At 42.8% G+C, this 14,575-nt stretch carries 10 protein-coding genes; 7 read left to right on the plus strand and 3 right to left on the minus strand.

All coding sequences use genetic code 11. The annotated features are described in order from the left end of the window. Positions 1-490: 490 nt before the first annotated feature. Positions 491-1,258 carry a type II secretion system protein gene (locus WC496_10100; protein ID MFA5293372.1) on the plus strand — a complete coding sequence of 256 codons (768 nt, stop codon included), beginning with the start codon at positions 491-493 and terminating at the stop codon, positions 1,256-1,258. Positions 1,259-1,410: 152 nt separating this feature from the next. Here the strand turns inward: WC496_10100 and WC496_10105 are convergent, their stop codons facing one another. Next, complete coding sequence (locus WC496_10105) at positions 1,411-6,171, minus strand: right-handed parallel beta-helix repeat-containing protein (GenBank protein MFA5293373.1); 4,761 nt, start codon at positions 6,169-6,171, stop codon at positions 1,411-1,413. Positions 6,172-6,918: 747 nt separating this feature from the next. Here WC496_10105 and groL (WC496_10110) point away from each other — a divergent pair. Genes groL (WC496_10110) through WC496_10135 form a run of 6 tightly spaced genes read left to right on the plus strand, consistent with a single transcriptional unit; the run spans position 6,919 to position 12,768 of the window. Beyond that, on the plus strand, positions 6,919-8,607 hold the full coding sequence (gene groL / locus WC496_10110; protein MFA5293374.1) for a chaperonin GroEL: 1,689 nt from the start codon (positions 6,919-6,921) through the stop codon (positions 8,605-8,607). Positions 8,608-8,660: 53 nt separating this feature from the next. Next, positions 8,661-8,951 carry a co-chaperone GroES gene (gene groES / locus WC496_10115; GenBank protein ID MFA5293375.1) on the plus strand — a complete coding sequence of 97 codons (291 nt, stop codon included), beginning with the start codon at positions 8,661-8,663 and terminating at the stop codon, positions 8,949-8,951. Between the two features lie 39 nt (positions 8,952-8,990). Further along, a complete protein-coding gene (gene groL, locus WC496_10120) occupies positions 8,991-10,610 on the plus strand; it encodes a chaperonin GroEL (GenBank protein ID MFA5293376.1) in 1,620 nt (539 codons plus the stop codon). 47 nt (positions 10,611-10,657) lie between these two features. Continuing rightward, a complete protein-coding gene (gene dnaJ / locus WC496_10125; GenBank protein MFA5293377.1) occupies positions 10,658-11,806 on the plus strand; it encodes a molecular chaperone DnaJ in 1,149 nt (382 codons plus the stop codon). A 5-nt stretch (positions 11,807-11,811) separates the two neighbouring features. Further along, complete coding sequence (gene grpE / locus WC496_10130; GenBank protein MFA5293378.1) at positions 11,812-12,441, plus strand: nucleotide exchange factor GrpE; 630 nt, start codon at positions 11,812-11,814, stop codon at positions 12,439-12,441. A 3-nt stretch (positions 12,442-12,444) separates the two neighbouring features. Continuing rightward, a complete protein-coding gene (locus WC496_10135; protein MFA5293379.1) occupies positions 12,445-12,768 on the plus strand; it encodes a zinc ribbon domain-containing protein in 324 nt (107 codons plus the stop codon). 31 nt (positions 12,769-12,799) lie between these two features. Here WC496_10135 and WC496_10140 read toward each other — a convergent pair whose 3' ends face one another. Further along, entirely contained in the window at positions 12,800-13,822 is a 1,023-nt protein-coding gene (locus tag WC496_10140; GenBank protein MFA5293380.1) for a hypothetical protein, read from the minus strand. Next, the gene (locus WC496_10145; GenBank protein ID MFA5293381.1) at positions 13,819-14,442 is read right to left on the minus strand and encodes a sigma-70 family RNA polymerase sigma factor; all 624 of its coding nucleotides are present in this window, start codon (positions 14,440-14,442) and stop codon (positions 13,819-13,821) included. Before WC496_10145 ends, WC496_10140 begins: the two co-directional genes overlap by 4 nt. Positions 14,443-14,575 lie beyond the last annotated feature (133 nt).

Here is a 14,575-nt window from a genome sequence, read left to right on the forward strand (position 1 = left end):
GCAGGCAGTGGTTCAATAATCATGATAGTCCCTTAATAAGAGCGACAAGGGGACTTGTGTTTTTGAAGTCGATGACAGCCGATGAATTATATAATACCTGCCGCAGATTGAAAAAACAGATTGAAGGAGGTTAGAAAAATATAACAGCGACATTTTTGTAAACGCCGGAGTAAAATGGACCTCCGGCGTTGCTCCGCCCATTGGTGTGCCTTTAGCCGACTTTTGCCTTCGGACTTCGGCTAAGTTCTTATATTGTATATTGACAAATAAGCATAAAATGCATATAAACTGAAAGACGCGGGTACAAATTTCTTTTTCGATTTTCAACTGCAAGGATTACTGCAAGCGCAAAGTAGGAAAGTCACAAGTTTTTATGATTAAAAGGGTTATATTTATAATTCGACAGCTTCCCAAGCTGAAAGTCGAGAGTTCGAATCTCTTCGCCCGCTTTTTTGATGGCCACTAAGGCACAAAGACACTAAGAAAATATATGAAAAAATTATACGCATTTACCCTTGTTGAATTACTTGTCGTTATCGCGGTAATGACGGCTTTAATCGCTATCCTTATACCTGCGATGGGGACAGCCCGCCAAATCGCCTATAAAATCACATGTCTCAACAATCTTAAACAGCTCGGAATAGCCGTGCAGGTCTATACCCAGCAATACAAGGTTTATCCCGTCTGCGTTCCCAATGACTCGAATGTAACATGGGCAAAGTTCATAGCAAACCCGGACATTGCCAAAGACGCAATGCTCGGCGTTCCCGTCTCGCTCTGGCCTTTCCATAAAGAGAAAAAGCTTTACGATTGTCCAATACTCACCAGAAAAGGCGCCGAAATAAGTTACTGCTATAACTGGCTGGCTGGCAGGGAGCTGGCCGCAGGCGAGCCGGCTTTTGCTTCTATTACACCTTCTTATATTCCGCCGGTTCCGCCGGAAGAAAAGAAAACTGATTTTTATTTTTTAACCCCCGACAGAGTAAAATCGCCCAAAACTTTTGTCATTCTTTATGACCTGCCGTTAATTCCAGAACCTTTAACGAGTACAGGCAATCCAAACCTCTACCAGAATATAGACCCAGATGATTACGACAGCAGCGAAAGCGATCCTAACAAAGAAGGCAATTTATGGCATTACAAAGTTTTGAAAGCTGTCGGCCCGCATACTGGAGGCTATGATATTTTATTCGCTGACGGCCATGTTAAACTGCATAAAGAATGGTCAGACTCCGAAATGACTCGGAAGCCAGATTAAGGCTTGCCCCGTTAGATGCCCGCCCGCAGGCGAGACTTATCTAACTGGGGAAATGAGCAGAAAACCAGACTAATTCTGTCTACTCTGTGAAATCGGGCATAGCAACAAAAAAGGCCGACTGTTAAAAAACAATCGGCCTTATCTTAATAAAATCAAGGTTTATATTCGTCTGCTCCCATATCAACGATGCTATTTGAATCTTCATCGCCGTCAATGAGCCTATCTTCCAAATCAATATCAAATTCACCAGTATATGTGCCATTTGGATCGCCGGTGTCTATGCAAGGTGAGGTTGATAAGAGATGGAAGTCATTAGCATCCGCATCTGCAAAACACGGGTCGGAACTGATATTGCCGGTGCCGCTGCCACCGTCCTGAATACAGCTATATGTTGCAGTACACTGATATAGATCATCATTATTATCCCATAAAATATTGTTACGGATAACCAAATTGTTGTAATTATTAAAGGTATTGAGTATCCCATAACTTGTATTATTTACTATTGTGTTTCCCTGTAAATTTGCTTCAAATGAACTACTATTCACAATCTGAATTCCCGCATGAGCATTGTTATATATCAAATTGTTTTTAGCTGTTAATGAAGACATATAGCAAAGAATCCCTATCCCCGAGTATGGAGTGAAAGGTTCACTTGTATTTCTAATTATATTATTGATAATATTAGGGGATGCATTATTTTTACAATATATCCCCAAAACCCAGTTATCTGTAATTATACAATTACTTACCGTTGGACCGGAACCATTACAATATATTCCCGCCATATATACAGTTCCACCACTATTTCTTACAGTAAAACCCTTCAATACAGAATCATTATTCTCACCAGAAGAAAATTCGACGCTATTACCAACTCCGTTAGCATCGATAACAGTTGCTGCTACTGTACTCCAATTGTTCGGATCAGAACACCGCAGTGTCACAGCTTTCCCTTTAAAATTTATTTTCTCATAAAATATATTTTTATAAGCTATAATTTCATCTTCGGGATCAGCTTCATCAATTGCATCTTGAATATAATTATAGGCCTTCAATTGCGTAGAATTATACACTCTGAACGTTTCATATGCGCCCATGTCTACTATCCCGTTTGCCACAACGCGAGCATTGCCATTTAAGTCTAACTCTGCCGTATAATCCCCATTGGGGTCTCCGCCATTAGCACAAGGAGAGCCAAATCGCAAATCAAAATTATTACTATCCGCATTCACAAAACATGGGTCGGAACTAATACTGCCGATAAAGTTCGGATCATTGGGATCAAAAGAATCTTGTATACAGCTATATGTTGCAGTACATCCGTTTAAACCATCGTTACAGTCCCAGATTATGCAGTTGCTTATAACTGGTGCTACGCCAAGCCACCATGTTCTTATGCCATAATCGGTATTGTGTACTATCGTATTATTTCTCACTACAGCTGAGCCGCTGTTTTGAGTTATTATGCCTGTACCATTATCATATATTAAATTATTCTTTATAACCGGCACTGCGGAACTCCGACAAAATACACCCTGACCATTATTTCTAATTATATTATTGACAATGGCAGGTTCAGTTTGGCTGTCTGTACACTTTATCCCTGCAAAAATATTATCTCTTATTATACAATTACTTATAACAGGACGGCTTGCATTCCCCAAATATATACCATAATCCCCGCCTGTTATTGTAAACCCTTTTATCATAGCATTAGAATCTTCACCGGAGCCAAAAAGCACATATAGCCCATTGCAATCAATAACCGTATTGCTTACGATGTCCCAATTATTAGGATCGGTACATCTCACTTTACAGTTAACATTGAAGTCAATAGCCTCAACATAAGTACCGGGGTTAACAACAATTTCATCACCATTATTTGCCCCATTAATTCCTTCTTGAATATATCCGTACCATGTATCCTTGCTAAGGTTATGTACCCATGCGATTTCATCTGCACCAATATCAGCTAATTGTCTTATGACTCTTGGCTGGCCATCTATGTCCAATTCCCCTGTATAAAAATTATTTGGGTCGCCTTTATTAATACACGGTGAAGTTGATAAAATATGGAAATCATTAGCGCCCGTGTTTACAAAACACGGGTCGGAACTGATATTGCCATTAACACCGTTGCCGTCACCGTCCTGAATACAGCTATATGTTGCACTGCAGTTATACAAATCATCATTACAATCCCAAATAATACAGTTGCTTATGACAGGTGATGTGCCCATTGCTTTATATATACCGGCAACTGCATTATTAACTATCGTATTATTTCGCACCTCAGCAGAAGTGACAAACATAAATCTCAACCCCTGCTCATTATCATAGATTAGATTGTTTTTGATTTTTGAGGATGTAGAACCTGTGCTGAGCACTCCACATTTGTTGCTTCTTATCACATTATTTAAAATCGTCGGAGCTGCTGAATTAGTGCAATATACACCATAATCATCATTGTTTTCTATTATACAATTACATATAATCGGACTCGCGTCGTAACACCAAACACCATATCCGTCCGACCTTATAGTAAATCCTTTCAATACAGAGTTTGTATCCTGATTTGAACTTATGAGAACCCCATTAGAAGTGCCGTCTATTACAGTACGCTCAACTACATTCCAATCATTAGGCTCTATGCTTCTAATCATTATATTAACATCACCAAAATCTATGGAGCCTTGATAAATACCCGGCATTACCACTATTTCATCACCTTCGTTAGCATCGTTAATGCTTTCTTGAATTGTAGAATATAGTTTGTCCTGGGTGATATTGTGAACTGCGGGTAACTCTAAAACATTTTTTTCTGGATCACCAAACAAATTTTGAGAATAATAGGTAAATCGTGTATATGACGAACCTATATCGTAGAGATTGTCCTCTTTGCTGTCCTGATTAGCTCGCCCCAGTTCTTTCATTTTATAGTTATTTACGCTCTCGTTAAGCACGGCATCCCAGAATTCATGGTTAAACTTTGAAATTGAATAGGCCCAGCCAAAACGCGAATTCATCACAACTGCAAAAGCTCCATTTGCCATCGTGGTAATCTCTTCGGCAAAACAATCATTGTAATCCATAGCTCCGGGATAACATGATTGAGTATATACAAAAAAATAATTTGTATTTGTTAATCTGGTACAAGGGTCTGTTATGTAATTAACATCAAATGGGTCTGCTTCTGAGCCTCTATTTATGCGTGAACTCATAGCATCCCAATTACCATGTCCGATATGACTAAATACGCTTGGTGTGTACGGAATGTTTACATCATTAGTATTGATCAAATCTAGCAAATCATCTCGATACCATTCTCCGTTTTCATCATCATAAAGATTACGTGAGGTATCTATGAAATCTGTCCAATCACTATAAATAAACATTTCACGGACTTCTTCCATCCACTCCTTTCCATCATTCGCTTGCCATACTTCTTCTCCGAGCATAGATATATATGTTAAATCCAAAGTATTGTGATCGTCAGCTAATGTCTTTCTGACAAAATTAATAACTTCATTAGGAGTTTCGACAGCAGCACGGCCTACATATATTTCTGCCAACAAGTCGACTTCACCTCCATTAACTCCATCATTAGACTCGCCGTATTTATTATCTCCGTCATAATTAAAGGTACATCCGCTTGGTTCAACGCAGCCATAATACATATCACAAGGTATATAATTACAATTACAAGGATCAGTTTCGCCGCTTTCGACATAAAACCACCTTACCGGAATAATTGGATTATTTTGACTGCCGGTACCGCCTAATAGCGTATATTCAGCCTCCCATCTATTATACGCATCTATCAAAAACATCCTAATACTTGTTGCACGATTATTAAGATCGTTGGGATCGTTTGAGTTATAATTGTCTGGGTCATAATCGTTTGGGTCATAATTTGCATAAATCCAATCTGTTGTAACTATGCAAGCTGAAATATTTTGAGACCATTTGGATTTACATAACGATTGAAAACTATAGTTTGGGTCTATACAGTTTGCTTCTTCTGCAATATAATCACTTGTGATTATAATATATTTATATTTATTGTTGTTTGTCAGGCCGTAATAAGGACAATTGCTGTCATTTAGCGGAGAATTTGAATCGCCACTGTCCCAGTTCAAGCTCATCATGTCTATGCCTGCATCTGAAAACATACTCTCCGTTTCTTTGTCGCTTTGTATGTTAGATTTCTTTTTTTTGCTCGATAAACTTAAAGACGACTCATAAGTATTAATTATAGTTGGATTTTCTGCATCATTCTTGAGCATTCTTTTGAGACTGTCCGTGGGTCTTATTGCAGATTTTTCAGAAGAATCCATCAAATCAACTATTATACGCATTTTTTTCACATAAGAGACGGTTCCTTTTGAAGGAATATACTGCAATGGAAATACTTTAATTAAACACATTTTATAGCCGCGTTTTGACTGAGTACCTAAATTTTTGCAATAAATTCCTGGCCAACGTTCGGAACTGCTATAAATGGATTCTTTAGGTTTAGTCTTTTTAATCTTGCCTTTATAGTTCAAAGGATATGACTCTTGACCAGGCTCTAACTTATATATCCCCGATATTTGCTTACTCTGCAATATCTCCGAATGTATCTTAAGAACTTCTTTGCCATATGGAATTAGAACTCTTATATTTTGTGTTGGAATCATTGGCTCACCTGGCCTCTCATATAGTTCCAATCCTTTTATTTTAGATGTATCATATCCACTCTTTTTTGAAAAGATGGGTTTTTCAAACTCATATTCGAAAACTAATCTATTTTCGGAGATATCTGTTTTGCACAAACCTGTTCTTGGGGAATTATTCATGGCCCAAGTTATAGAGGACATTAAAACCAGAACTGAAAAAATAACTCCGACGATCCCTTTACGTGCTCCCATCTTTGTCTCCCTTCAAAAAATGTTGACACAATTTCTCTGTATTTCTCTGTGCTTATTTGACTTTAGGTAAAAACTTTTACTCTCGCTTCTTAAACATATCCTCTAAAACTTTAATCTCCTAAAAACTCAATGCCATTTTAATTTTCTCCGTCCAGTATTGATTTATGGTAATTGTATCTTTGTTTATTTTAAAGGTCAATAAATTTTACATATTTCTAAATCTTGATTATTTACTTGGTCAAAAGCACGCAAATACGAGTATGTGATTTTGTCAAAAATCGTTGAAAAACTGTAAAAACCCCCTTACTTTTTTGTGTTTTTCAGTGAAATCAGCGTAATCTATGATAAAAAATTGGTACTTTTTTAGGTCAACTTGCGCAAAAATCAAAGAAACTTGTGCGTTTGTGACGAACTTTTTTTCATAAGTCTTTTATTTTTGCCCCTGTTTTTGTTGTAACTTGTTATTTTCCTTTGTGTCTTTGTGCCTTAGTGATTTGGGTTTTACTGTCAACTTGACATTTTCAGGGGTGCATAATACCAAAACTGGCAGTGAAAAAATTAGACAAAAAATCATTTCTGGTTTATAATATATTTCATAACCTATTGCCCTTAAATACGTTATGTTTAATATAATCTTTTAGTGTCTTTAGTTGCGAAAAACTGGTACTTTTTTTGCATATAAACCATAGAATTAAAGGCTTAGATATTGTTTCCATTTTTTGACTTTTATATAGGAGTAAAAGGATTATGGCAGCTAAAAAGTTATCGTTTAATACTGACGCAAGGGCGGCCTTGCTTACCGGAGTAGAAAAGCTGGCCAGAGCGGTCAGGTCAACTTTGGGTCCACGCGGCAGAAATGCAATCATTGACAAAGGCTGGGGCAGCCCGACAGTTACCAAGGACGGCGTTACTGTAGCCGAGGAAATAGATCTTTCCGACAAGACTGAAAATATGGGCGCAAAGCTCGTAAAAGAAGCCGCCAGCAAGACCAGCAAAATCGCAGGCGACGGCACTACAACAGCTACGGTTCTTACCGAAGCAATCTTCAAAGAGGCCTATCGCAATATCACGGCAGGGGCCGATGCAATGTCAATTAACAGGGGTATTGGTCAGGCTGTCGAAGCCGCGACAAAAACGCTTGTCAAACTTGCCAAGCCGGTTGACGTTGCCCGGAGAGACGATATCGAAAATATCGCGTCAATCTCGGCAAACAACGACCATGAAATCGGCAAGATTATGGCTGACGCATTTACAAAACTCGGCAAAGACGGCGTTATCACCGTTGAGGAAGGCAAGAGCCTTGATACGACGCTCGAATTTGTCGAAGGTATGCAGTTCGACAGGGGTTATCTGTCTCCCAATTTTGTAACGGATGCGGATAATATGACCTGCGAACTTGAGAAACCATATATACTGGTTTATGAAGACAAGATAAGCAGCGTACAGAAACTCGTACCTCTGCTCGAAGCGGTGGCAAAGAGCAAAAAACCTCTGCTTATTATCGCTGAGGATATCGAAGGCGAAGCGCTGGCTACTCTCGTTGTCAACAAACTTCGCGGCGTTTTGCAGGTTTCTGCTGTTAAGGCCCCCGGTTACGGCGACAGAAGAAAAGCCATGCTCGAGGACGTTGCGGTTCTCACAGGCGCCGAACCAATCTTCAAGGACCTCGGCATCGAACTTAACAATGTAAAGCTCACACAGCTCGGAAGAGCCAAAAAAGTTACCATTGATAACGATAATACGATTATCGTCGAAGGAGCCGGCTCAAGAGAAGCCATCAGCGGAAGAATAAAAGCAATCCGCAGCGAGATTGACTCGACAACCAGCGATTACGACCGTGAGAAACTTCAGGAGCGTCTGGCGAAACTGACCGGCGGAGTGGCGCAGGTTAACGTTGGAGCCGCGACTGAATCCGAAATGAAGGAAAAGAAATCGCGAATCGAAGATGCGCTTCACGCCACAAGAGCGGCAATCGAAGAAGGTATCGTGCCCGGCGGCGGAGTCGCACTTATTCGCTGCATCGACACGGTTAAGAAACTTAAACTCAGCGGCGACGAAAAAACCGGCGCCGATATCATTGCACACGCCCTTAAGATGCCGTGTTTCTATATAGCTGAAAACGCAGGCGCTGTCGGTAATTTAGTTGTAAACAAGGTTTCCGAAGGCCAGGACGGATTCGGTTATAATGCCGATACGGATAAATACGAAGACCTTATCAAGGCCGGCGTTATCGACCCTGTAAAGGTAACGAGAATAGCGTTGCAGAACGCAGCTTCAGTTGCGGGATTATTACTCACCTGCGATTGTGTTGTTACTGAAAATCCGGATAATGCAAAAGCCGGTGCCGGAATGCCGCCGGGAGGTATGGGCGGCGGAATGGGTGGCATGGGCATGGGAGGAATGGGCGGTATGGGTATGGATGGTATGGGAATGTAATTTAGTTGATAGTTAAAAGTTAATAGTGACTAAAAAAATATGGAGATAAAAAAATGAAACTTAGACCTTTGGATGACAGGATAGTAGTAAAGCCGGAACAGGCAGAAGAAAAAACAGCAGGCGGAATCGTTCTGCCGGACAACGCAAAAGAAAAACCCCTGATGGGCAAAGTTATAGCCGTAGGTCCCGGCAAACTTCTGGACAGCGGCAAACGCGCGGAAGTGGCTGTTAAGAAAAATGATACCGTGCTTTTCGGAAAATACGGCGGAAACGATATCAAGATTGACGGCGTCGAATACAAAATCCTGCACGAGAGCGATATTCTCGGCATCGTGGAAAAATAATAATTTCCGCCGAAGGCGGCTAACGGAGGTAAATAAAAAATGGCAAAACAAATGATGTTTGATGATGCGGCAAGGGCACAGTTGAAACAGGGACTTGCCAGTCTGGCAAAGGCGGTTAAGGTAACTCTCGGCCCGACAGGTAAAAACGTCCTGCTGCATAAAAGTTATGGCTCGCCGAAGATTACCAAAGACGGCGTGTCCGTAAGCAAAGAAATAGAACTGCCCGAACCGTTTCAGAATATGGGCGCAAAAATGGTCAACCAGGCCGCAAGCAAGACAAGCGATGTTGTCGGCGACGGCACCACAACCGCAACAGTTCTGGCTGAAGCGATTTATAACGAAGGGCTGAAAAATGTAACAGCCGGCGCAAATCCTATGGCTATCAAGCGCGGCATCGATAAAGCCGTACAGGTCGTCGTGGATTTTATCGCTTCGCAGAGCAAAAAAGTCAAAGGTCATGACGATATCGCCAAGGTCGCCTCGATAAGCGCGAATAACAATAAGGAAGTCGGCGAAATTCTTGCAAAAGCAATGGACAAAGTCGGCAAAGAGGGCGTTATCGAAATCGAGGACGGCAAAGGGCTCGAAACAGAGCTTGATGTCGTCGAAGGTATGCAGTTCGACCGCGGCTTTATATCGCCTTACTTCATAACAAATACCTCAACGATGGAAGCTGTTTTGGAGGATGCTTACATACTGCTGTATGAAAAGAAACTTTCGAGCATTGCGGAAATCGTCCCGCTTCTTGAAAAAATCGCGCAGGTCGGCGCTCAATTGCTGATAATCGCCGAAGAAGTTGAAGGCGAAGCATTGGCAGCTTTGGTTATAAATAAACTTCAGGGCGTTTTGAAGGTTTGCGCGGTAAAGGCTCCGGGCTTTGGCGACAGAAGGAAAGCTATGCTGGGCGATATCAGCGTTCTTACCGGCGGCCAGGTACTCACCGAAGACCTCGGCATAAAACTTGAGAAAGTCGAACTGACCCAGCTCGGCAACGCCAAGAAGATTGTTATCGCAAAGGAAAACACCACGATAATCGAAGGCGCAGGCACAAAGAAGGACATTACTGCACGCTGCGAGCAGATACGCAAACAGGCTGAAGCGACAACAAGCGATTACGACCGTGAGAAACTTCAGGAAAGACTTGCGAAACTGACCGGCGGCGTAGCGGTAATTAAAGCCGGTGCCCCGACCGAAGCCGAAATGAAGGAAAGAAAAGACCTTCTCGATGACGCACTGCACGCGACAAAAGCTGCTGCCCAGGAAGGCGTTATCCCTGGCGGCGGTATTATTTATCTGCGGGCCATTGAAAAGGTTCGTCAGGCCGGAACAAAAGCATCGGGCGATGAAAAAATCGGATTCGATATTATCGCTAATGCCCTGAAATCGCCGACAAAACAAATAGTCGATAACGGCGATGACGACGGCGATGTGATTGTCGAAAAACTGCTCGAAAAGACCGGCAATACAGGCTATGATGCCAATACAGGCGGGTTTGTCGATATGGTCGAAGCAGGCATTATCGACCCGGCTAAAGTGGCAAGATGTGCTCTGCAGAATGCGGCTTCAGTTGCCGGTTTGATGCTGACTACCAACGTGCTGATTACTGACCTGAAAGACGATGACAAGGATAAACCTCAAATAGAAGGTTCGGTAAGATAATTGAAGATTTGACGAAAGCTTTAATCTTCAATTAACGATTTATAAAGATGGCTAAAAGAGACTACTACGAAGTGTTAGGGATTGATAAAACCGCCGGCGCCGACGATATCAAACGTGCGTATCGCAGGCTGGCGATAAAATATCACCCTGATAAAAATCCCGGCGATAAAGACGCCGAGGCCAAGTTTAAGGAATGCGCCGAGGCTTACGAAGTTTTAAGCGACACTGATAAACGGGCAAGATATGACCAGTACGGCCATGCCGGTCTTCAGGGTTCAGGCGTTCACGATTTTTCGAGAATGAATGTCGAGGATATTTTTGGTGCGCTTAATCTCGAAGATATTTTCGGCGATTTATTCGGCGGCGGCAGAAGCGGCAGGAGCCGAAGAACTGCTGCGGCAAGAGGGCCGCACAGAGGCTATGACCTTGAAACCGTTGTAGAACTTACGCTAAATGATGTCGCAAGCGGCGTCGAGAAAAGCATCGAGTTTACACGGCAGGATAATTGCGAAGAGTGCGACGGCTCCGGTTCTGCCAAAGGCAGCAGTCCTTCGAAATGTTCGGTCTGCGGCGGTACAGGACAGGTCGCTCAGGCCGGTCTTGGCGGTTTCTTCCAGATGGTTTCAACCTGCCCCAAGTGCAAGGGAAACGGTACGATGATTACCAATCCCTGCAAAAAATGCAGGGGCGGCGGAAAAATACCCAAAAAACGACTTGTTATGGTTAAGATTCCCGCAGGCGTTCACGAAGGTCAGAGCGTAAGGGTTGCAGGTGAAGGCGAACCCGGCTTCAACGGCGGACCTCGCGGCGATTTATATTGCTATGTAAGGTTAAAAGAGCACCCGTTTTTGCAGCGGGACGGAATCGACCTTATTTCCATTGTGCCGATAAGCTTCACGCAGGCCGCTCTTGGCGGAATAGTGGAAGTGCCGAGCCTTAACGGAACAAAAGAATTGAAAATCCCGCCTGGCTCTCAGGGCGGCGATATATTCAGAATCAGAGGCCAGGGACTGCCGGATATAAGAACAAGACGCAGCGGCGATGAACTCGTTCAGATAATCGTCGAAATACCAAAAAAACTGAACAGCTCGCAGGAAGAACTGCTAAGAAAATTCGCAGAGACGGAAGATAAAACCGTAATGCCGAAATCGAAGGGTTTCTTCGAAAAACTCAAACAGCATTTCAATAATAAGTAAAAATTATGAGTGAAGATACGCCAAAAGAACCTGTTGAACAGCAAAATCAAGAGCAGGAAAAGCATCCTGCCGATAGTGCCGAACATAAAGGTCACAAAAAGGACAAACATCATCTCCATGAGCAGATAGACAAACTGCAGGCGGAGAAGGATGAGATTTTTGCGCGTCTTCAGCGGCTCAGCGCCGATTATCTGAACTATCAGAAACGCTCGGCAAGACAAATTGCCGAATCGATAGGCTACGAAAAAGAAATGATAATAAAATCCCTGCTGCCGGTGCTTGATAATCTTGACCATACACTGGCCAATACGGAAAAACTTCAGGATAGCGCCGATTTACTTAAAGGCGTGAAAATCGTTTACGACCAGTTTCTTGCGATACTGAAAGCTCACGGTATCGAACAGATAAATGCGGTCGGAGAAAAATTCGACCCGGTGTGCCATCAGGCCCTTACGCAGAGAACGGAGCCGGACAAGGAAGATGCGATTGTTCTCGAAGAATTCAGAAAAGGCTACAGGCTGGCTGATAAAATTATTCGTCCCGCAGTTGTGATAGTAAACAAAAATCCATCTCCCGACCAGCCCCAAACGCAAGAGCCGCCAGTTGATGATGCGGGCAATGAAAACGGAGATTGAGCTGTGCCGACCTACGAATACCAGTGTGAAAAATGCGGCCACAAGCTTGAAAAATTTCAGTCGATGACCGCTCCTGTTTTGCGAAAATGCCCCAAATGCGGCAAATCATCGCTGAAAAGGCTCATAGGCGCAGGTGCCGGTGTGATTTTCAAAGGCTCAGGATTCTATCAGACCGATTACCCAAGCGATTCTTACAAACAATCTGTTAAAAAAGAATCCGACTCCGGAAGTAAAAAAGAGGAAAAAAAGGATTCAAAACCGGAAGTGAAAACTCCGCCTTCTCCTGAAAAATCAACCCCAAAGAAAAAAGACAAAAAACCCGCCTGATTGTTTTATGCCTGAAAGGGCACAGAGGCTGTTATTTTCCTATAACTAATATTGTCAAAGTTGCCTTGCCCGATGAGCTGTCGGATTTTGGCTGCTCAGCTTTTTCAGTGGAAGTAAGCACAGGTTTATCCGGCACTAAAAGGTCTGAATCGGCATCCTGCTGAGCAAAATATTTCTGTAAAACATCCGGCGCCATAACGTTGTTTATCATGGCCATATCGTTTGCCATGCGTATTCTCTGGTTGTAATTGTCGGCTTTGCAGATTTCCATGGTCTGCTGAGCGGTTATATTTTTTACGGTAATATATTTTCCCGCCTGTTCGGTGCCTATTTCAAATTTGGTCTCGGTACATTTGGGCCAGATAAAACTTAATTCCTGGGCCAGGTTCGCAAGCGAATCCATACTGCAGTTCAAAACATATCTTACGGAATCTGTCTTTCTGTCAACCGCCGTAGTTTTTTCGAAAAGTCCGGTATTCATCAGTGCCTTACCGATAAGCCAGTCGGTTTCGACAGGGCTGTCTGTAAAAAGCGTAAGCTTTGCGACCATAGGAATAGTCGATGTTTTCGGCAGCGGCACAGGAACGGCCTCATCCTGCGGCGATTTCACATCGGGAAACGGTCTTTCATACAGTACCTGCGGCTTTTGTTTTCTGCCCATGGCGCTGCTGACAAGTTTATCTCTGCTGGACTTTGGCACGAAGATATCGAATACGATAACAGAAAGCACCGCCATAAGCACAATTATCGCTGCGGCGGTTACGAATCGTCTTAAAATCAGGTGACGCAGGCCTGCTTTATGGTGATACACGCCTGTGTCGGCAAGCAGTGCCTCTCTTTCGAGGCGTCGGGAGACGCTTTCGCTAAACCCTTCCGGTGCTGCCGCCGGAAGCATAGAACCCATCAGTTTTTTATAACGATTCAGCGAGTCGAAAAGCTGACGGGCCTTGGGGTCATTGTCAATGAGCCGTCTGACCTCGTTGCTCTTCCGCTCGTCGAGTTCGCCGTCGATATAACTGTTAAGAAGTTCTTCGACTAATTCAATATCTTTCATTGTACTGCCGCCTCGAGAATTTCCCTGAGGTTTTTTCTGCCTCTGGCAATTCTGCTTTTTACTGTTCCAATTTCTATTTCCAGTGTTTCGGCAATTTCATTATAACTCATCTGTTCGATATCCCGCAGCACAACCACGGCTCTCTGCTGCGGCTCAAGTTTTTCAAGAGCCTTTAAAATCAGGCCGCTCACTTCTTTTTTCGACGCCAGTTCCGAAGGTTCCACGGTTTTTTTATCCAGCAGATAATCCTTCATCTGCCGGTTGCTGTCTTCATCTGTTTCATTGCTAAGCGACTGAAAACTCACTCTTGAGTTTTTTTTGCAGAAGTTCAGCGTCAAATTTACCGCTATCCTGAAGAGCCAGGTGTAAAAACTGCTTTCACCCTTGAAATCCTTCAGGCCACCGATAGCCTTTACGAAAGTATCCTGTGCAAGCTCCGCGGCATCGGCGTCATTTCCGCACATCTTCAATATGGTGTTGTAAATCCTGTCCTGATACTTAAGTATCAGTTTCTCGACAGAAGCCATATTTCCGGCCCTGGCCTGAGAAACAAGAGATGCCTCATCAATGCTTATATTGCCGCCGGTAACCTTTAGTTGTTCCTGTATAAATTTGACCATCGCAGACCCGAAAAGTTCCTTCTTTTTATAAAAATAATGCAGAAATTTCGCTAACTATAATGACATAATAAGGTTACATATGCAAGTATGTTATTAGAACGGTTACGAGAAAAAGACACAGGTTGCCCTGTAT

This window comes from Phycisphaerae bacterium (assembly GCA_041652575.1).
GTDB lineage: Bacteria > Planctomycetota > Phycisphaerae > Sedimentisphaerales > UBA12454 > UBA12454.